This window comes from Jannaschia marina (assembly GCF_013404595.1).
GTDB lineage: Bacteria > Pseudomonadota > Alphaproteobacteria > Rhodobacterales > Rhodobacteraceae > Jannaschia > Jannaschia marina.
Genome location: NZ_JABVAX010000004.1, coordinates 83,471 through 102,712, shown reverse-complemented (window position 1 = coordinate 102,712; position 19,242 = coordinate 83,471). Strand labels below are relative to the sequence as shown.

The window sequence follows — 19,242 nt, the reverse complement described above, 5'->3', positions numbered from 1 at the left end:
CGGGCACCCCCGTTCGGGCACCGGCACCTGTTCCTTGAGCGGACGGACCTGCCCGCGCGCCTACCGCGCGAGGCGGCGCGCGTTGTCTCGTGTTCGCCGTCCGATGGGCGCAAGCGCGAGGTCATAGGCCTGCGCCGGCGTCTTGCCGGCCATGAGCGCGCCCGTCGCCGCGAGGCCCGCCTCGGCGAAGGCACTCTGTTTCTCCAAAACCATCCGCAGCACCTCGTCCGAGCGCGACGGCACGAGACCCGCCAGCCCCATCAGCCGCAGGTTCACCACGCCTTGCGCCTCGACGAGCATCTGCGCCGTGCGCAGCTGGAGATCGAAGAGCTGGTACATCCTGCTAGAGTGGGCCCTGGACCTGGCCGTTGAAGCCCTGAACAACCCGGTCCCCCGAGAGCAGCACCAGCGCCACGCGCCGCGTCTGCCCCGGTTCGAACCGGATCGCCGTTCCGGCCGCGATGTCGAGCCGCCGGCCCCGCGCCGCGTCGCGATCGAAATCGAGCGCGGCGTTCGTCTCCGCGAAGTGATAGTGGCTGCCCACCTGCACCGGCCGGTCGCCGGTGTTCGCCACCTCGACCGTCACGGCCTCCGCCCCGGCGTTGAGCGTGATCTCGCCCGCCGCCGTCAGGATCTCGCCGGGGATCATTCCGCCGCCTCCGTCACCCGGATCGGGTGGTGGACGGTCACGAGCTTCGTGCCGTCGGGGAACGTCGCCTCGACTTGCACGTCATGGATCATCTCGGGAATGCCCGCCATGCACTGATCGGCGGTGATGACGTGGGCACCGGCCTGCATCAGGTCGGCGACCGACCGCCCGTCGCGCGCGCCCTCGACCACGAAATCGGTGATGAGCGCGATCGCCTCGGGATGGTTGAGCTTGCACCCCCGCTCCAGCCGCCCGCGCGCCACCATGGCCGCGACGCTCACGAGGAGCTTGTCCTTTTCGCGCGGGGTCAGGTTCATCTGCGGCCTCAGTCGTCGGTTTGCCAGACGCGCGGCATCGGGGTGCCGCGCAGCGCCACGATGGCCGAGATGAGCGCCCGGCGCAACGGGGCCGGATCGGGGGCGGCGAGCCGCGCGACGAGCCGCCCCTCCCAGGCGGAGACGGCGGCGCGCACCGAAGGCGCGGGGAGCGCGGCCCGCAGTCCGGCCAGCCGGTCCGCCGCATCGGGCGCGATCAGCACGAGCGTCGCCAGCGCCCGGGCGCCCCCGAGTGCCGCCGGATCGGCCAGCGCGCCCGCGTCGAGCGACAGGTGCTCCTCGTGCAGGGGCACGCCGCCACGGGTCACCCGCCGCCGATCCTCCAGCCGCACGTCCCGCAGCGTCTCACCGTGGGCCGCGCGCCCCAGGACCAGGGTATCGACCCCGAGGAACGTCGCGCCCTCGGCCAGCTCCACCTCCGTCACCCGGTCGAGACCCGCCCCCTCGAAGAGAATCGTCTCCTGCGGCAGCCAGTCGAGATGCGCGCCCGCGCCCACCGTCAGCAGGGTCTCGATCCGTCCGCGGCCGTCCGGCGCGCGATAGGCCCGTTCCGCCGTCTGCGTTGCCCCGACCGCCCGCGCCCCCGGCCCGAGGGCCAGCGCATAGTCGAGCCGGTCGCCCGCCGTCACGCCCCCGGCGGTGTTCAGGAACACGACCTCCGGCTCGGCCCCGTCGACGCGCGGCAGCATCGCCTTGGCCGACCCGGCCTGCCGCAGGTCGCGCAGACCGGCGCGGCCGAGCGCCACGCGGGCCTCGCCCTTGACGCGCTGGAGATGGGGACGATCGAGCATCGGCGCAGAGTGACCCTCTGGCCATCGGGCCGCAAGGGCGTTACCGGGTGAGCCATGGAGAGCCTCACGATCCGCCGGCCCGACGACTGGCACCTGCACCTGCGCGACGACGACATGCTGCGCGCCGTCGCCCCCGAGAGCCGGGATTTCCGCCGCGCCATCATCATGCCGAACCTCGTGCCGCCCGTCGTCACCGGGGCCGAGGCCGCCGCCTACCGCGACCGGGTGATCGCCGCGGGTTTCGCCGAACCCCTGATGACGCTCTACCTGACCGAAGGCACCGATCCGGCCGACGTCGTCGCCGCCCATGCGGCCGGGATCGTCACCGCCGTGAAGCTCTATCCCGCCGGGGCCACGACGAACTCCGCCTCGGGGGTGCGCGACATCGAGGCCGTGCGCCCCGTCCTCGCCGCGATGGAAGAAGCCCGCGTGCCGCTTTGCCTCCACGGCGAGGTGACGGACCGCGAGGTCGACATCTTCGACCGAGAGGCGCGCTTCCTCGACCGGGTGCTGACGCCCCTGCGCGCGGCCCACCCCGGCCTGAAACTGACGCTCGAACATGTCACCACGACCGAGGCCGTCGACTGGGTCCGCGCCAACCCGGGCGTGGGAGCCACGATCACCGTCCAGCACCTGATGGCGAACCGCAACGACATGCTCGCGGGCGGGATGCGGCCGCATTTCTACTGCCTGCCGATCCTCAAGCGCGCGACGCATCAGGAATCGCTGCGCGCCGCCGCCACCTCGGGCGACGGCCCTTTCTTCCTCGGCACCGACAGCGCGCCGCATCCGACCCACGCCAAGGAAAGCGCCTGCTGCTCCGCCGGCTGCTTCACCGCACCCCACGCCCTGCCCCTCCTGGCCCATATCTTCGAGGAGGAAGGCGCGCTCGACCGGCTCGAGGCCTTCACCTCCCTGAACGGGCCCGCGCACTACAGGCTGCCCGTCAACGACGACACGCTGACGCTGGAAAAGGGCGCGGCCCGGACCTTCCCCGAGCGGATCGAGGCCCATGGCCAGTCGGTCACGCTCTTCGACCCGGGCCACCCCGTGCATTGGCATGTCCGCTAGACGCAGGGTCTTCCCGAAGAACCTGCCACCCGCCTTTCCTTCGCGAAGGAAAGGCCGCCAGAAGGAACGCGACAGATGATCCCCACGAGCTTCCCCGCGAAAGACGAGATCGCCCGGCTGACGGCCCGCACCCTGCTGGAGGTCGGCGCGGTGCACTTCAATTCGCGCGAGCCCTTCACGCTCGCCTCCGGCCTGCCGAGCCCGACCTACATCGACTGCCGCAAGCTCATCTCCTATCCCCGCATCCGCGCGACGCTGATGGATTTCCTCGCCGTGACCACCATGCGCGACGCGGGGTTCGAGGCCTTCGACGTCGTCGCGGGCGGCGAGACGGCGGGCATTCCCTTCGGGGCCTGGATGGCCGAGCGGCTGGCCCTGCCGATGGCCTACGTGCGCAAGAAGCCCAAGGGCTACGGCCGCAACGCGCGGATCGAGGGCGTGATGGCCGAGGGCGACCGCGTGCTGCTGGTCGAGGACATGACGACCGACGGCGGCTCGAAACTCTCCTTCGTCGACGCGATCCGCGACACCGGGGCCACCTGCGCCCATACCTCCGTCCTCTTCAGCTACGGCATCTTCCCCGAGATCACCAGGACGCTCGGCGACCACGGCGTCACGCTGCACAGCCTGTGCACCTGGTGGGACGTTCTGGCAGAGGCCCGCGCACAGGGCCACTTCGACGCCGAGACACTTGCCGGCGTGGAGGCGTTCCTGAACGATCCGCGTGCCTGGCAGGAGCGCAACCGGAGCTGAAACCCGGATGCGCAGAGCCGGGTCGGGCGAACGGATACATCGGAGGTCGCCATGCGCCTCGAATTGCTTCTGCTGATCGGTCTCGCCGGCTGCGGCGGCGTCTCGCCGGAGGCGGCGCGCCAAGAGGCGCGGCGGATCAACGGGCTCGACACCGCGACGCTCTGGCAGATGCAGGCGACCACGGAGGACCGGCTGGAGTTGAGCCAGGTCGAGGCGGAACTCGGCAGTCGCGGGGAAGTCCGCAGCGGCGCGTCTTTCCTCGGGCAACGCAGTCTCGCCGAGGCACGCCCCGGCCGCTGGCGACGGCCGCGACAGGACGACCCCGACCTCGACGGGATCAATTGCTCGGACTTCGTCCTGCCCGCCGCCGCGCAAGCGGAGCTCATGGGCTCCGGCGGCCCTCGCAACGATCGTCACAGGCTCGACGAGGACGGCGACGGTCTTGCCTGCGACTGGCGCGAGGAGCTTGAGCGCATCGCGGCGGGCGGCTCCGCCAGCTGAGAAAAACTTCGCGCCGTAACCCCCTGTCGCCGCGTCGAATCCCGTCACTCACAGGCTATGCACATCTTATCCAAGTTGCCGCAGGCCGCGCCATTCTGTATCCCACTGTGAAAGGTTCCGAGGCAAATCGGTGACCGGGCGGTCCACGCCCGGCGGGGGCAGTCAAATGAACGAGATCACGCGCATGGACGAGGGCTATCTCCCCGCCACGCAGGACGAGGGCACGGCGGAGACGCTGCCGCACAACATCGAGGCGGAGCAGCAGCTTCTGGGCGCGCTCCTCACCGACAACGACCTCTACGACCGGGCGGCGAGCGTCATCTCGGGCGAGCATTTCTACGACCCGGTCCACGCCCGCGTCTTCGAGATCTGCGCCGCGCGCATCCAGAAGAACGCTCTCGCCTCGCCCGTCACGCTCAAGCCCTTCCTCGAGGAGGACGAGGGCCTCAAGGCGCTCGGCGGGCCGAAGTACCTCGTCACCCTCGCCGCCTCCGCCATCGCCGCGTACGCCGTGCGGGACTACGCGCAGCTCATCTACGACCTCGCCATCCGGCGTGAGCTCATCGCGCTCGGCCGGGACATCGAGGCGCAGGCCACCGACATCAACGTCGAGCGCGAGCCGGCGGACCAGATCGTCGACGCCGAATCGAAGCTCTACAAGCTCGCCGAACAGGGCCGCGCCGAGAGCGGCTTCCAGTCCTTCCTGTCGGCCATCAAGCAGGCGGTCGACGTCGCCAACGCCGCCTATCAGCGCGACGGCGGCCTCGCCGGCACCTCCACCGGCCTCATCGACATGGACAAGAAGCTCGGTGGCCTCCACCGCTCCGACCTCCTGATCCTCGCCGGCCGCCCCTCGATGGGGAAGACTTCGCTCGCCACCAACATCGCCTTCAACGTCGCCAAGGCCTACAAGCGCGGCATCACCCACGACGGGCGCGAAGGCGCGGTCGAGGGCGGGGTCGTGGGCTTCTACTCGCTCGAGATGTCGGCCGAGCAACTCGCCGCCCGCGTCCTCTCGGAGGCCTCCGAGGTGCCCTCGGAGCAGATCCGCAAGGGCGACATGACCGAGGCCGAGTTCCGCCGCTTCGTGGAAGCCGCCAAGGCACTGGAAGCCTGTCCGCTCTACATCGACGACACGCCCGCCCTGCCCATCGCACAGCTCGCCGCCCGCGCCCGGCGGCAGAAGCGCACCCACGGCCTCGACCTGCTGATCGTGGACTACCTGCAACTCGTGAAGGCCCCGGGCCACGGCGACAGCCGCGTCAACGAGGTCTCGGCGATCACGCAGGGCCTGAAGGCCATCGCCAAGGAGCTCGACATCCCGGTGATCGCCCTCTCGCAGCTCTCCCGCCAGGTCGAGAGCCGGGAGGACAAGCGGCCCCAGCTTTCCGACCTGCGGGAATCCGGCTCGATCGAGCAGGACGCGGACGTCGTGATGTTCGTCTACCGCGAGGAGTACTACAAGGAACGCGAGAAGCCGGGCGACCACCAGCTCGACAAGATGGCCGAGTGGCAGGCCGCGATGGAGGCCGTCCACGGCAAGGCCGAGGTCATCATCGGCAAGCAGCGCCACGGCCCCATCGGCACGGTCGAGTTGGCCTTCGAGGGCCGCTTCACCCGCTTCGGCAACCTCGTGAAGCCCTGGCAGGATGGGCGCTAGCCAGCGCGACGCCATCGCGGCGGGGGCCGCGCCCGACCTGCCGCTCTCGCCGGCCGTGCGCGCCGGAGGCCTCGTCTTCCTGACCGGCATGACCGGCAGCGGGCCGGACGGCGCGATGCCCGCCGACCCCGCCCGACAGTTCGACGCGGCCTTCGACAAGATCGCCCATGTGCTGGCCGCGGCCGGGCTGACGCTCGGCGACGTGGTCGAGATGACGAGCTACCACATCGACATGGCCCGCCATTTCGACAGGTTCGAAACCTGCGTCCGCGCCCGCCTCGACGCCCCCTTCCCCGCCTGGACGGCGGTGGAGGTCGCCGGTCTGCGCCGCCCCGGGGCCCTCGTGGAGATCCGTATCGTCGCACGCGACGCAACCGCCGCATCTTGACGCCGCGCGCCCTTCTCCGCATCACCCCGCCACCATGCCCACCGGAACGCTCCATATCGACCTCGAGGCCGTCGCCGCCAACTGGCGGGCGCTCGACCACCTGTCCGCCCCCGACTGCGAGACGGCGGCGACCGTCAAGGCCGACGCCTACGGCCTCGGCGTCACGCAGGTCGCGCCGCGGCTCTTCGCGGAGGGCTGCCGGGCCTTCTTCGTCGCGAGCGCCGACGAGGGGCTGGAACTGCGCCGCGCCCTCGGCCCCGAGCCGCGCATCTACGCCTTCTACGGCCACATGCCGGGCGACACGCTCACGCTCAAACGCGCCGACGTCGTGCCGCTGCTCTGCTCGCTCGATCAGCTGACGCGCCACCTCGAAACCCTGCCTCGCCATCCCTTCGGCCTGCAGCTCGATACCGGCATGAACCGCCTCGGGCTCAAGCTCGACGAATGGGCCGCCGTCGCCGAGCTCGCCCTGCGCGCCGAGCCCGTGCTCGTGATGTCGCATCTGTCGTCGGCCGACGAGCCGGACTCCAGCGAGAACGCAGCCCAGCTGGCCCGCTTCCACGAGATCACCGACGGCATCGCCGTCCCGCGCAGCCTCGCGGCGACCGGCGGCACCATCCTCGGGCCCGACTACCATTTCGACATGACGCGCCCCGGCGTCGGCCTCTATGGCGGGGCCCCCTTCGACCGGGCCGAGCCCGTCGTCGCGCTCGACCTGCCGGTCATCGCCTGCTTCGACGTCGCCGCGGGCGAGACCGTCGGCTACAACGCCACCTGGACGGCCCCCGCGCCCGCGCGCCTCGCCACCGTGGCGGGGGGCTATGCCGACGGGCTCTTCCGCGCGCTCTCTCCCGGTGTCGACGCGATGGCGGGGCCGGTGCCCTGCCCCGTCGTCGGGCGCGTCTCGATGGATCTGCTGACCATCGACATCTCCCATCTCGACCGCGATCCGGAGACGCTTCGCTTCCTCGATCCGCACCACGGGATCGACGCACTCGCCTCGAAGGCGAACACGATCGGCTACGAGGTGCTCACCGCGCTCGGCCGCCGATACCAGCGCCACTACCGGGGAAGCGTCGCGTAATCGGGCATTTCGCCGTGCGCCAACGCACGAAGACTGCCGGATCACGTAGCAATCGCGCCCAATCACATTAATTTCTTAATAATCGTTGCCTTGCACGGCAACTTTTCGCCTATACTGGCGTTGAGCAGCCAAGAAACCCGTAACACCGCCAACGCACAGGGTCTGGCTATAATGAACGAAACGTATCGTCCGGTCGCCGTTGCGACCAGTCTGTTGCAACTGGTATGCACATTCCTTCTGGTTGTTTCTGCCCTTGGCCTGACCGCGGCCACCGGTGCCGCATTTCTCGGTATCCTCCCCTGGCCCGACCTTCCGCTCGCCGTCGGCGGCACGACGATCGAGGGGGCAGGCATGATCGCTCAGATCGGTGTCACGCTGCTCCTCCTTCTTCTCGTCGGCTTCCTGCCCTCGAACGCCCGCGTCCGGCGGCTCGAGCTCACGAACCGCGATTTCCAGCTCTCGATGGCCGACGTGACGCAGGCCTACGCCCTCGTCCACGCAGCCGACCGCGACGGGGCGTTCCAGCTCAGCCGCGAGTTCGACGCCATGCGCGAACGCATCGACTGGATGCGCGCGCACCCCGATCTCGCCGAGCTCGAGCATGACGTGCTGCAGGTCGCCGCCCAGATGTCGGTCGAAAGCCGCGACATAGCCGAGGTCTATACGACCGAGAAGGTCGAGCGCGCCCGCAGCTTCCTGCGCCAGCGCCAGCAGGAGGTGGAGGACTACCGCCAGCGCATCTCCATGGCCCAGGCGACCGTGCAGGAGATCAAACGCTGGATGCAGGCCGTCAGCGTCGAGGAGGGCCTGGCCGAGAAACAGCTCGAACGCCTGCAGAAGGACCTCGCCGAGGTCACCGACGCCATCAAGCTCACCGGGCACGCCGCCAGCGAGAACGTCGTCGGCCTCCAGATGCGCCGCAAGGCGAACTCCGCGGGCAACTCGGAGACGCTGCCGGCGGAGTGAGGGGGGCGGAGAGGCTATGGGTTATGAGCCCCATACGCTAGTCAAGTTCAGGTAAGCGGGACGAAGCGGACATTCGCATTGGCAGTTCTTATGGATGCTTTCCGTGTTGAACGAAAACCTCTGCCGTTCCGGTCATGAAGATTTCTCCGAGGGCTGCCGGCAAGCTAACGCTCATACAAGCCGCATTCTCCAAAAGTAATTTGACGCCTGAAGAGCGCCGCACCAGGAAGGCAGTCAACGTAAATTCCTTCGGCCTCGTTCACTTCGAACGTCAGTAGGAAGTCATCGTCAACAACTAAGTTACAGTAAATCTCGGCAGGCGCGAGCTCGACGTTAGGATCAGAAAGCACCAAGATCATACAGTTTGCTTCTGCCAGTTCTATTGACCGAAAATAGTCATCTCGTAGGTCGAACACTGCATAGACCCCAGCACCACAAACCAAGCCAACAATCATAAATACTATTCTCATTTCTTGTCCTACGCTGATCGCGGCTAGTTGTCGGAAAACGGGCCAAGAAACTTCAAGCCGACATTGGTGCACAGCGCAGCATCATTCAAGTTGGGCTCAAACCCGACCTTCACCACGTTTGCCGACCATCCCGCGTGTGTCCTCCTGGCAATGAGTGTCGTCGTCACCGCGCCAGAAGCCCCCTTGCGCCGCGCCCCCAAAGAGACCAAAACGCGAACATGGCCAAGCCCGTGACCCAGTTCGCCTGTACCGAATGCGGTGCGATCCATAAGAAGTGGAGCGGGCGGTGCGACGTTTGCGGGGCGTGGAACTCCATTCAGGAGGAAGTCCCGCTTAGCCAGGGGCCCTCGAAGAAATCGCTCGGCACGATGAAGGGCAAGCGCATGGCGCTCACCGACCTCGCGACCGAGGAGGTGCCGCCGCCGCGCACGCTCTCGGGCCTCTCGGAGCTCGACCGGGTGCTGGGCGGCGGCCTCGTCCCGGCCTCGGCCACGCTCGTCGGCGGCGATCCGGGCATCGGCAAGTCGACGCTCCTGCTGCAGGCCGCCGCCGCCTTCGCCGCCGCCGGGTGCCGCGTCGTCTACGTCTCGGGCGAGGAGGCGACGGCACAGGTGCGGATGCGAGCGCAACGGCTCGGCCTCGGCGACAGCAGCGTCAAACTCGCCTCCGAGACCAACCTGCGCGACGTGTTGACCACGCTCGAGGCGGAGAAACCCGATCTCTGCATTATCGATTCGATCCAGACCATGTGGGCCGACACGGTGGATTCGGCCCCTGGCTCCGTCAGTCAGGTGCGCGCGAGCGCCCATGAGCTGACGAGCTTCGCCAAGCGCTTCGGCACCTCCGTCATCCTCGTGGGCCACGTCACCAAGGAGGGTCAGATCGCCGGCCCCCGCGTCGTCGAACACATGGTCGATACCGTCCTCTATTTCGAGGGCGAGCGCGGGCACCAGTTCCGCATCCTGCGCGCGGTCAAGAACCGCTTCGGCCCCGCCGACGAGATCGGCGTCTTCGAGATGACGGGCGCGGGCCTTTCGGAGGTGGTGAACCCCTCGGCCCTCTTTCTCGGCGACCGCGACGCGCCCGCCCCCGGCTCCGTCGTCTTCGCCGGCATCGAGGGCACGCGGCCCGTCCTCGTGGAGATCCAGGCGCTCGTCGCGCCCTCTCAGCTGTCGCAGCCGCGCCGCGCCGTCGTCGGCTGGGACGGATCGCGCCTCTCGATGATCCTCGCCGTCCTCGAAGCCCGCACCGGCATCAGCTTCCAGGGCCTCGACGTCTACCTCAACGTCGCCGGCGGCATCCGCGTCACCGAACCCGCCGCCGACCTCGCCGTCGCCTGCGCCCTTCTGTCGGCGCGCGAGGACGCCGCGATCCCGCCCGATACGGTCGTCTTTGGCGAGTTGTCGCTCTCCGGGGCGCTACGGCCCGTGGCACAGGCGGAAAACCGGTTGAAAGAGGCCGCCAAACTTGGTTTTACCGCCGGAATGGCCCCGCGGGGCTGCAAGACGGGGGACGCGGGCGGCATCGCCCTGCGCCTGTTGCCGGACCTGACGACCCTGGTGGGCGAGGTGTTCGGCGCGGGCTGACCGCAGACCCGGGACGACGAGGAACGCATGGACGGTTTCACCATCGTGGACGGCGCGGTCGCGGCCGTGATTCTCATCTCCGCCATTCTGGCCTACTCGCGCGGCATCGTCCGCGAGGCCATGGCGATCGTCGGATGGATCGCCGCGGCGATCCTGGCCTACACCTTTGCCGGCGCGGCCGAGCCGCTCGTGCGCGAGATCCCCTTCCTGGGCGACATCCTCGGCGACAGCTGCGAGCTGGCCATCATCGCCGCCTTCGCCGTCGTCTTCGCCCTCGCCCTCGTGCTCACGAGTTTCTTCACACCGCTCCTGTCGGGCGCGATCCGCCATTCGGTGCTCGGCCCCTTCGATCAGGGGCTCGGCTTCCTCTTCGGCGTGCTGCGCGGCATCCTTCTCGTCGCTGTGGGCTTCGTCGTCTACGACCGCGTCACCGTCAGCGAGGGGATCCCGGTGGTCGAGCAGAGCCGCTCCGCCACGATCTTCAGCCGCGCGCAGAGCAACATCGAGGAACAGATCCCCGAGGACGCACCCGGCTGGATCCTGACCCGCTACGAGGGGCTCGTCGGCGAATGCGGCGCCCCGGTGGAAGCCGTCGAGGGCACAGTCCCCGAGGAATGATCTCACCTTTCGTGACAGGCGGGTGACAGGGGCAGGCAATGGCCCTATCTGACGGGCCAAGCCCCGATCCAAGCAGGAATCATCGCGGATGACCGACTGGCGCAGCACCCCCTTCGATCCCGTCACCGAGGGCGACAAGCTGAAGGAGGAATGCGGGGTCTTCGGCGTGATCGGCGTCAGCTCCGCCGCGAACTTCACCGCCCTGGGTCTCCACGCGCTGCAACATCGCGGGCAGGAGGCGGGCGGCATCGTCGTCCACGACGCCGAGCAGGGGTTCAACTCCGTCCGCCGCTTCGGCTACGTGCGCGACACCTTCACGCAGGCCGACGTGATGGACGTGCTGCCGGGGCCCATCGGCATCGGGCACGTCCGCTATTCCACCGCCGGCTCGAAGGGCGCGACCGCCATCCGCGACGTGCAGCCATTCTTCGGCGAGTTCGCCATGGGCGGCGCGGCGATCGCCCACAACGGCAACATCACCAACGCCGACAGCCTGCGCCGCGAACTCATCGAGCGCGGCTCGATCTTCCAGTCGTCCTCGGACAGCGAGTGCATCATCCACCTCATGGCCCGCTCGCTCCAGCGCAACATCCCCGAGCGGATGAAGGACGCTCTGCGCCGGGTCGAGGGCGCGTTCAGCGTCGTCGCCATGACACGCACCAAGCTCATCGGCGTGCGCGATCCGCTGGGCGTGCGGCCGCTCGTCCTGGGCCAGGTGGGCGACGGCTGGGTCCTGGCTTCCGAGACCTGCGCGCTCGACATCATCGGGGCCGAGTTCATCCGCGAGATCGAGCCGGGCGAGATGGTCGTCATCTCCGAGAAGGACGGCGTCACCTCCCACCGACCCTTCGAGCCCAAACGCTCCCGCTTCTGCATCTTCGAGCACGTCTACTTCAGCCGACCCGACAGTATCCTCGGCGGCCGCTCCGTCTATTCCACGCGCGAAAACATCGGCCGCGAGCTGGCCAGGGAGGCTCCGGTCGACGCCGATCTCGTCTGCCCCGTGCCCGACAGCGGCACGCCCGCGGCCATCGGCTACAGCCTCGCGTCGGGCATCCCCTACGCCATGGGGATCATTCGCAACCAGTACATGGGCCGCACCTTCATCGAGCCGTCGGAATCGATCCGCAACATGGGCGTGCGCCTCAAGCTCAACGTCAACCGCGCCCTCATCCGCGGCAAGCGCGTGATCCTCGTCGATGACAGCGTCGTGCGCGGCACCACGAGCCGCAAGATCAAGGAGATGATCCTCGACGCCGGCGCGGCCGAGGTCCACTTCCGCATCGCCTCCCCGCCGACGGCCTGGCCCTGCTTCTACGGCGTCGACACGCCGCAGCGCGAGAAGCTGCTGGCCGCGACGATGACCGAGGAGGAAATGCGCAGGCATCTCGGAGTCGACAGCCTCAAGTTCATCTCGCTCGACGGCCTCTATCGCGCCGTGGGCGAGGCAAAGGGACGCGACGTCGACGCCCCGCAATACTGCGACGCCTGCTTCTCGGGCGACTATCCTGTCGAGCCCGCGGATCAGGTGGAAAAGGGGTTCCGCCTCAAGGCCGCGGAATAGCGGGTTTGCACCCGTCCCGGTTGTGTCATCGGACATACCGTCTAGACAACCGCAATGTCAGTCCGCTTACGCCCGCACCACGTTCTCTGTTCCATCGGCTTCGAAGGGATGGGCTATGACGACGCCTTCACCGCGAACATGGCCGGTATCGTGCGGGGGCAGCTCCGCGCGCCCGGGGGGGAGCGCACGCCGATCCTGATCACCGGCATCGCCGATTCCATCTGCGCCCCCTGCCCCCGCCGCGTCGGCAACGGCTGCGAGGCGCAGCTTCAGATCGACGCTCTCGACGCGCGGCACGGCTCGACCCTCGGGATCAAACCGGGCGACCGGCTCAGCTGGGGCGACTGTCTCGACCGGGTGCGCGCGCGGGTGCGTCCCAACGATCTCGATACGCTTTGCAAGGGGTGCCGTTGGCTCGAGGATGGCATGTGCAAGGCTGCCGTCGCCGCGCTCTCCGGAGAAAGCGAAAACGAAAATGCGCCGCCCCGGGAGGAGCGGCGCAGCGGCTGAAAGCGCTCGATCTGGTCTCAGGCGCGCTTCGACAGGAGCGACAGCCCCCCGGTGACCAGAAGCGCAGCAAGCACGGCCTTGACCGCATCGCCCAGCAGGAACGGCAGCGCGAAGGCGTCGAGCAGCGCGCCGAAAGCAAGGTCGTGGCCCCAGACCTTCAGGCCGAAGAGCTCGCCCACGCCGAGCGGCCAGGCGAGGCCCGGCACATAGAGGAGCGCGGAGGCCAGAAGCCCCATCCCCATCTTGGCGACGACGCCCCGCTCGGCGGCGAGACCGGCGATCCAGGCCATGCCGACGAAACCCACGAGGAAACCGGCGGTCGGACCGAAGAAGGCCGCGCCGTTGTTGAAATTCGCCAGCACCGGCGCGCCCAGGACCGCCTGCATCAGCCACGCGGCGACGGTGATCGCGCCCAGCCGCGACCCGAAGGCGAAACCGACCGACAGGACGGCCAGCGTCTGCAGCGTCATCGGCACAGGCAGGAAGGGCACGCTCACCTGACTGGCGATCGCCAGAACGCCGGTGCCGCCCAGCACCAGCGCGGCCTGCTTCATCAGGGTCAACCGGCCAAAGGCCGTTTCGGTCAGGGTCATCTCGCTCTCCCGTGAATGACGTGTCTGATTGCCTTTTCCGCACTGCCGCGAGGGCTGTCAACTTGATCCCGCTAACGGCGCGTGGCACGGGAGCGGCCATGACAGATTATCCCACGCTCGCGCTCGTCACCGGCGCCTCGCGCGGTCTCGGGGCCGCCATCGCCGAATATCTGGCCGCGAAGGGCACCCATGTCGTCGCCGTGGCGCGCACGCAGGGTGGCCTCGAGGAGCTCGACGACCGCATCCAGGCCGCCGGCGGCGCGGCCACGCTCGCGCCGATGGACGTGACCGACGCGGGCGCGATGCAGCATCTCTGCAAGGGCATCCACGACCGCTGGGGCACGCTGCCGCTCTGGGTGCATACGGCCGTCCACGCCCCGCCGCTCGCGCCTGCCGACATGGCCGACGAGAAGGATTTCGCCAAGGCGCTCGCCACCAACGTCACCGCGCTCCAGCGGCTCATTCCCTACGTCTCGCCGCTCCTGCACGCCGCCGGGGATGCGCAGGCCGTCTTCTTCGACGACGACCGAGCGCCGAAGTTCGCCTCCGCCTACCTCGCGACCAAGGCCGCGCAGCGCGCGATCCTGACCGCCTGGCAGGCCGAGGCGACGACGGCCACGGCCCCGCGCATCCACCGGCTCACGCCCCGGCCAATGCCCACCGCGCTCCGCGGCCGCTTCCACCCCGGCGAAGACCGCGCCGCCCTCGCCGCGCCGGCCGAGGAGGCCGCACGATTGATGGGTGACATCGGCCTCTGACGCCGACACCGGCCACGGCCCTGCCCGGGCTCGACCCGGGCATCTCTCGCCACCCGTCTATCAGCAGCCCTCATGCCCGGGCTCGACCCGAGCATCTCCCGGAAAACCTTCCCGCCGACGGTGAGAGATCGCCGGGTCAAGCCCGACGATGACGTGCGGTCCCGACGATCACGACGCCCCTACCCCGCCTCGCGCACCTTCGCGGCGAGCGCCTCGGCCCGGGCGGCCAGCGCGTCGAGGCGCTCGACCGCGGCGTCCGGCACGACCTCCTTCACGACCTCGACCTCCTTCACCACCTCCCGCGTCTCGGGGTCTGGCGCGGGGCGGGCGCGCAACTCGTCGATCTGCTTCGTCTGCTGGGCGAGCCGGCGGTCGAGGGCCCGCAGCTCCTCGTCGGCCGAGATCGACTTGTCGGCAAGCATCAGCCCCGCCATCAGCAGCATCCGGTCCTGCGTGAGCCGCGCGCCCGACTGCAGAAGCGTCTGCGCCTCCCGGTTCAGAAGCTCGGCGGCGGCGGTCAGGTAGCCTTCCTCGCCGTCCTGGCAGGCGACGGTGAATGACTTGCCGCCGATCTCGATGGTCATGTCAGGCATCCGCGGTCTCCAGCATCGGTTCCAACTCGGCCAAAAGCGCCTTCATCTCGGCGAGGTCCTGCGCCCGCGCCGCCTTCAGCTCCGCGATCTGCGCCTCGAGCGCGGCGGTGTCACCGCCGACCGCGGCCTCCGCCGGGGCCGCTTCAGCCGCTTCGGCCCGCTTGAGCGCCCGGTCGAGCGCCGTCTCGCGGTCCTTCACGTGGCTTTCGAGCGTCTCGATCGTCTGCCGCGCGGTGGAAAGCTCGGCCTGCGCCGCTTCCAGCTCGGCACCCGTCTCCGGGGCCGCCGTCTGCGCCGCCAGGCTCTCCTCGAGGGCCTCGGCCGTCGCCGCGAGCGCCGCCTCCAGCCGGGCGATGCGGCTGTCGAGCTCCGCCTGTTCCGCCATTTGCATGTCCCTTCCCTTGGGTCTTTGCCCCAAGTCACCGCAAATGGCGCCCGGTGTCAAAGGGCCCGCGCCCCATCCTTGCACCCCGGCGTGGGCCTGCTAGGAGAAGGCCGACAGTCACGGAGAGACCGACATGAGCGAGCACGCCCCCGACCTCGACGCCCTGCGCAGCGCGAACCCCGACCACTGGCGGCGTGCCGCGGCCATCCGCACGCTGACGCTCGACGCGGTCGCCGCCGCCAATTCGGGCCACTCGGGGATGCCCATGGGCATGGCGGACGTCGCCACCGTCCTCTTCGAGAAGCACCTGAAGTTCGACGCCTCGCGCCCCGACTGGCCCGACCGCGACCGCTTCGTCCTTTCGGCCGGACACGGCTCGATGCTGCTCTACTCGCTGCTCCATCTCACCGGCTACCCCGAGATGACGATCGAGCAGATCCGCGCCTTCCGGCAGCTCGGCTCCATCACCGCCGGCCACCCGGAATACGGCCACGCCCCCGGTATCGAGACGACGACCGGCCCGCTCGGCCAGGGCATCGCCACCTCGGTCGGCATGGCCATCGCCGAGGAGATCCAGCGCGCCCGCTTCGGCCGCAAGATCGTCGACCACTACACCTGGGTCGTCGCCGGCGACGGCTGCCTGATGGAGGGCGTGAGCCAGGAGGCCATCGCGCTCGCCGGGCACCTGCAGCTCAGCCACCTGATCGTCCTCTGGGACGACAACGGCATCACCATCGACGGCAAGGTCTCGCTGGCCGACTCGACCGACCAGAAGCAGCGCTTCAAGGCCTCGGGCTGGGACGTGATCGAGGTCGACGGCCACGACCCGGCGGCCATCGACGCGGCCCTCACCGACGCCAAGAAGGGCAAGAAGCCCACGATGGTCGCCTGCAAGACGCATATCGCCATCGGCTCCTCGGCGCAGGACACCTCCAAGGGCCACGGCGCGCTGACCGACGCGACGCTGATCGCCGACACCAAACGCGCCTACGGCTGGGAGCAGCCGGCCTTCGAGATCCCCGCCGACCTCAAGTCCGAGTGGGAGGCCATCGGCGCCCGCGGAGCCGAGGAGCGCGCCGCCTGGGAAGTGCGCTTCGCCGAGATGGGCCAGGGCAAGCGCAAGGAGTTCGACCGCGCGCTCGCCGGCGAGGCCCCGCGCAAGCTCTCGGCCACGATCAAGGCGCTCAAACGCCAGATCGCCGAAGCGAAGCCCAAGATGGCCACGCGCAAGTCGTCGGAGACCGTGCTCGAGGTCGTGAACCCGATCATGGCCGAGACGATCGGCGGCTCCGCCGACCTCACCGGCTCCAACAACACGCTGACCCCCGATCTCGGCATCTTCTCGCCCGAGGACCGCAAGGGCCGCTACGTCTACTACGGCATCCGCGAGCACGGCATGGCCGCGGCGATGAATGGCATGGCGCTGCACGGCGGCGCGCGGCCCTACGGCGGCACCTTCTTCTGCTTCACCGACTACGCGCGCCCCGCCATGCGGCTCTCGGCCCTGATGGGCATCCCCGTCACCTACGTGATGACCCACGACAGCATCGGCCTCGGCGAGGACGGCCCGACGCACCAGCCGGTCGAACATCTCGCCATCTGCCGCGCGACGCCCAACACCAACGTCTTCCGCCCCTGCGACACCGTCGAGACGGCCGAGGCGTGGGAGCTGGCGCTCACCGCCGAGCGCACGCCCTCGGTCCTGTCGCTCACGCGGCAGGGGCTGCCGACGCTGCGCACCGAGTTCACCAACAAGAACCTCGTCGCGCAGGGGGCCTACGTGCTGGCCGAGGCCGAGGGCAAGCGCATGGCGATCCTCATGGCCACCGGCTCCGAGGTCGAGATCGCCATGAAGGCCCGCGACATCCTGCAGGCCGAGGGCATCGGCACCCGCGTCGTCTCCATGCCCTGCTGGGAGCTCTTCGAAGCGCAGGACGAGAAGTACCGCAAGAAGGTCCTGCCCGCCGGCCCCGTCCGCGTGGCCGTCGAGGCCGGCGCGCGCATGGGCTGGGACCGCTGGCTCACGGGCGAGCGCGGCAAGCGCGACAAGGGGGCCTTCGTCGGCATGGACGACTTCGGGGCCTCCGCCCCCGCAGGCACCCTCTTCGAGCATTTCGGGATCACCCCCGAGGCCGTCGCCAAGGCAACGCGCGAGCTTCTCTGACGTGACGGGGGCGGGCGACATCCTCTTCCGCCCCCTGACCCTGCCCTGCGGGGCGGTCCTGAAAAACCGGCTCGTCAAATCCGCGATGTCGGATTCGCTGGGCGACGGGCGCGGCGATCCGGGGCCCGGCCAAACCGCGCTCTACGCCCGCTGGGCGACGGGCGGCGTGGCGGCCGCCATCGTGGGCGAGGTGCAGGGCGATCCGAGTACGGCCGAGAAGCCGGGCAACCTCGTCCTCTCCGCGCGGTCCAACACCGCCGCCCTCCGCGCACTGACGGCGGCGGGCACGGCGCAGGACACCCACCTCTGGGCGCAACTCGGCCACGCCGGCGCCATGGCGCATCCGCCGATCTCCCGCCCGCGCGGGCCCTCGGCCCTCGACCTGCCGGGCCTCACCTGCGCCGAAATGACCGTCGCGGAGATCGAGGCCCTGCCCGCCACCCTCGCCGCCACCGCCATCCGCGCCCGCGACGCGGGCTTCACCGGCGTCCAGATCCACGCGGCGCACGGCTTCCTCCTGAGCCAGTTCCTCTCCCCCCTCTTCAACCGCCGCACCGACGCCTGGGGCGGGTCGCTCGACAACCGGATGCGCCTCCTCCGCGCCGTGATCGCCGCCGTGCGCGCCGCCGTCGGCCCCGCCTTCCCCGTGGCCCTCAAGCTCAACGCCACCGATCAGCTCGACGGCGGCTTCGCAGAGGCCGAGGCGCTCGATGTCATCGCCGCGCTCGACGGCGCGGGCCTCGACCTCATCGACATCTCCGGCGGCACCTATTTCCCCGGAGCGGCGTCCGCCTCCGACCGCGTCTCCTCCGGGCCCTACTTCCTCGATTTCGCCCGCCGCGCCCGCGCGCGGACCACTGTGCCGCTGATGCTGAACGGCGGGGTCAAGACCCGCGCCGACGCCATCGCCGCGCTCGAGACGGGGGCCGTCGACGTCGTGGGCCTCGCCCGCGCGCTCATCCTCGCCCCCGACCTGCCCGAGACCTGGCGCAGGGACGGCCGCGACGCGGCCTTCCCCCGCTTCACCGCCCCGCCCGAGGGCGGCATCACCGCCTGGTACACCATGGAGATGACCGCGCTGGCCGAGGGCCGCCCGGGGGTCTCCCCGGACGACCTGCCGGCAGCCGTCACCGCCTACGCGGCGCGCGACCGGGCGCGGGAAGCGCTCTGGCGCATCCGGTTCGGGGGCTGACCCCGGCTCAGCCCGCCTCGATCACGCCGCAGGCCACCCGCGCGCCGGACCCGCCGATGGGCTGGCTCACGTGGTCGTCGGCATTCTCGTGGATCATGATCGTGGAGCCGTCGGCGTCGAGCAGGTTCTGCGCGCCCTCCTCCAGCGAGACCATGGTCAGATAGGCCTCCATCTCCCCGATGCCGTCGGCCGCGACGAAGATGTTGGGGATGTCGCCCGCCTCCGGCCCCGCGGGGTTCAGAAGCCCGTGCCCGCCCTCGACCATGTCGACGTGGCCCATGGCGGTCGAAAAGCTCTCCTGCGTCTCGCAGATGCCCCGGCTGTGCAGATGCAGGCCATGCGCGCCGGGCGTCAGCCCCTCGACCCGCAAGTAAAGCAGCACGCCGGTCGCGCCCTGCGTCAGCCGCGCCTCACCGATCGTGTCGCCGGCAAGGTCGATGATGTCGGCCCGGGCCGTCGCGGGCGCGTCACCCTCCGCCCGCACGGGGGCCGCGTAGACACCGGCGATGACGGCACCGGTGACGGTACCCAGAAGAAGAAGTCTAGACATTGTCGTATCCTGTTGCTCGACGAACGCGTCTTTCGCGTCCGCACCGACAACACGCGGCGGG

Annotated in this window: 22 protein-coding genes; 14 read left to right on the top strand and 8 right to left on the bottom strand. The window is 69.7% G+C overall.

Features of this window, described 5'->3' with window-relative positions; all coding sequences use genetic code 11:
* Positions 1–60 precede the first annotated feature (60 nt).
* The 4 genes from HSX43_RS09215 to HSX43_RS09200 are packed head-to-tail and all read right to left on the bottom strand — an operon-like array spanning position 61 to position 1,775.
* Entirely contained in the window at positions 61–339 is a 279-nt protein-coding gene (locus HSX43_RS09215) for an antifreeze protein (RefSeq protein WP_179379835.1), read from the bottom strand.
* Between the two features lie 4 nt (positions 340–343).
* A complete protein-coding gene (locus tag HSX43_RS09210) occupies positions 344–649 on the bottom strand; it encodes an urease subunit beta (protein WP_179379834.1) in 306 nt (101 codons plus the stop codon).
* Entirely contained in the window at positions 646–966 is a 321-nt protein-coding gene (locus HSX43_RS09205) for an urease subunit gamma (RefSeq protein ID WP_179379833.1), read from the bottom strand. Before HSX43_RS09205 ends, HSX43_RS09210 begins: the two co-directional genes overlap by 4 nt.
* A gap of 8 nt (positions 967–974) precedes the next feature.
* On the bottom strand, positions 975–1,775 hold the full coding sequence (locus HSX43_RS09200) for an urease accessory protein UreD (protein ID WP_179379832.1): 801 nt from the start codon (positions 1,773–1,775) through the stop codon (positions 975–977).
* A gap of 54 nt (positions 1,776–1,829) precedes the next feature.
* On the opposite strand from HSX43_RS09200, the gene pyrC reads away from it, so the two are divergent.
* The 11 genes from pyrC (at position 1,830) to HSX43_RS09145 (ending at position 12,946) form a co-directional block, all read left to right on the top strand.
* Entirely contained in the window at positions 1,830–2,846 is a 1,017-nt protein-coding gene (pyrC, locus tag HSX43_RS09195) for a dihydroorotase (protein ID WP_179379831.1), read from the top strand.
* A 75-nt stretch (positions 2,847–2,921) separates the two neighbouring features.
* The gene (locus tag HSX43_RS09190) at positions 2,922–3,599 is read left to right on the top strand and encodes an orotate phosphoribosyltransferase (protein ID WP_179379830.1); all 678 of its coding nucleotides are present in this window, start codon (positions 2,922–2,924) and stop codon (positions 3,597–3,599) included.
* 51 nt (positions 3,600–3,650) lie between these two features.
* Positions 3,651–4,100 (top strand): hypothetical protein, encoded by a 450-nt coding sequence (locus tag HSX43_RS09185; protein WP_179379829.1) that lies wholly within the window; start codon positions 3,651–3,653, stop codon positions 4,098–4,100.
* A 184-nt stretch (positions 4,101–4,284) separates the two neighbouring features.
* Complete coding sequence (locus tag HSX43_RS09180) at positions 4,285–5,760, top strand: replicative DNA helicase (RefSeq protein ID WP_407929373.1); 1,476 nt, start codon at positions 4,285–4,287, stop codon at positions 5,758–5,760.
* Entirely contained in the window at positions 5,750–6,148 is a 399-nt protein-coding gene (locus HSX43_RS09175) for a RidA family protein (protein WP_179379827.1), read from the top strand. The genes HSX43_RS09180 and HSX43_RS09175 overlap by 11 nt, the downstream gene beginning before the upstream one ends.
* 34 nt (positions 6,149–6,182) lie before the next feature.
* Positions 6,183–7,232, top strand: coding sequence for an alanine racemase (gene alr, locus HSX43_RS09170; RefSeq protein ID WP_179379826.1), 1,050 nt, complete (start codon positions 6,183–6,185; stop codon positions 7,230–7,232).
* 213 nt (positions 7,233–7,445) lie between these two features.
* On the top strand, positions 7,446–8,198 hold the full coding sequence (locus HSX43_RS09165) for a DNA repair protein (protein ID WP_179379825.1): 753 nt from the start codon (positions 7,446–7,448) through the stop codon (positions 8,196–8,198).
* 688 nt (positions 8,199–8,886) lie between these two features.
* Entirely contained in the window at positions 8,887–10,254 is a 1,368-nt protein-coding gene (radA, locus tag HSX43_RS09160) for a DNA repair protein RadA (protein WP_179379824.1), read from the top strand.
* Positions 10,255–10,281: 27 nt separating this feature from the next.
* Positions 10,282–10,872 (top strand): CvpA family protein, encoded by a 591-nt coding sequence (locus HSX43_RS09155; RefSeq protein ID WP_179379823.1) that lies wholly within the window; start codon positions 10,282–10,284, stop codon positions 10,870–10,872.
* Positions 10,873–10,960: 88 nt separating this feature from the next.
* Complete coding sequence (purF, locus tag HSX43_RS09150) at positions 10,961–12,436, top strand: amidophosphoribosyltransferase (RefSeq protein ID WP_179379822.1); 1,476 nt, start codon at positions 10,961–10,963, stop codon at positions 12,434–12,436.
* A 54-nt stretch (positions 12,437–12,490) separates the two neighbouring features.
* On the top strand, positions 12,491–12,946 hold the full coding sequence (locus HSX43_RS09145) for a DUF1284 domain-containing protein (RefSeq protein WP_179379821.1): 456 nt from the start codon (positions 12,491–12,493) through the stop codon (positions 12,944–12,946).
* A 17-nt stretch (positions 12,947–12,963) separates the two neighbouring features.
* Here HSX43_RS09145 and HSX43_RS09140 read toward each other — a convergent pair whose 3' ends face one another.
* Positions 12,964–13,539, bottom strand: coding sequence for a biotin transporter BioY (locus HSX43_RS09140; RefSeq protein ID WP_179379820.1), 576 nt, complete (start codon positions 13,537–13,539; stop codon positions 12,964–12,966).
* A 98-nt stretch (positions 13,540–13,637) separates the two neighbouring features.
* On the opposite strand from HSX43_RS09140, the gene HSX43_RS09135 reads away from it, so the two are divergent.
* Complete coding sequence (locus HSX43_RS09135; RefSeq protein ID WP_179379819.1) at positions 13,638–14,297, top strand: SDR family NAD(P)-dependent oxidoreductase; 660 nt, start codon at positions 13,638–13,640, stop codon at positions 14,295–14,297.
* Positions 14,298–14,476: 179 nt separating this feature from the next.
* Here the strand turns inward: HSX43_RS09135 and HSX43_RS09130 are convergent, their stop codons facing one another.
* Entirely contained in the window at positions 14,477–14,890 is a 414-nt protein-coding gene (locus tag HSX43_RS09130; RefSeq protein ID WP_179379818.1) for a cell division protein ZapA, read from the bottom strand.
* On the bottom strand, positions 14,883–15,275 hold the full coding sequence (locus tag HSX43_RS09125) for a hypothetical protein (protein WP_179379817.1): 393 nt from the start codon (positions 15,273–15,275) through the stop codon (positions 14,883–14,885). Before HSX43_RS09125 ends, HSX43_RS09130 begins: the two co-directional genes overlap by 8 nt.
* A gap of 133 nt (positions 15,276–15,408) precedes the next feature.
* Here HSX43_RS09125 and tkt point away from each other — a divergent pair, with 133 nt between their 5' ends.
* Together tkt and HSX43_RS09115 are read left to right on the top strand one after the other, a co-directional pair.
* Positions 15,409–17,439 (top strand): transketolase, encoded by a 2,031-nt coding sequence (gene tkt, locus HSX43_RS09120; protein WP_179379816.1) that lies wholly within the window; start codon positions 15,409–15,411, stop codon positions 17,437–17,439.
* Position 17,440: 1 nt separating this feature from the next.
* Positions 17,441–18,631, top strand: a complete 1,191-nt coding sequence (locus HSX43_RS09115; RefSeq protein WP_179379815.1) for an oxidoreductase — start codon at positions 17,441–17,443, stop codon at positions 18,629–18,631.
* A gap of 7 nt (positions 18,632–18,638) precedes the next feature.
* On the opposite strand, the gene HSX43_RS09110 is transcribed toward HSX43_RS09115, so the two are convergent.
* The gene (locus HSX43_RS09110) at positions 18,639–19,181 is read right to left on the bottom strand and encodes a superoxide dismutase family protein (RefSeq protein ID WP_179379814.1); all 543 of its coding nucleotides are present in this window, start codon (positions 19,179–19,181) and stop codon (positions 18,639–18,641) included.
* Positions 19,182–19,242: the final 61 nt, after the last annotated feature.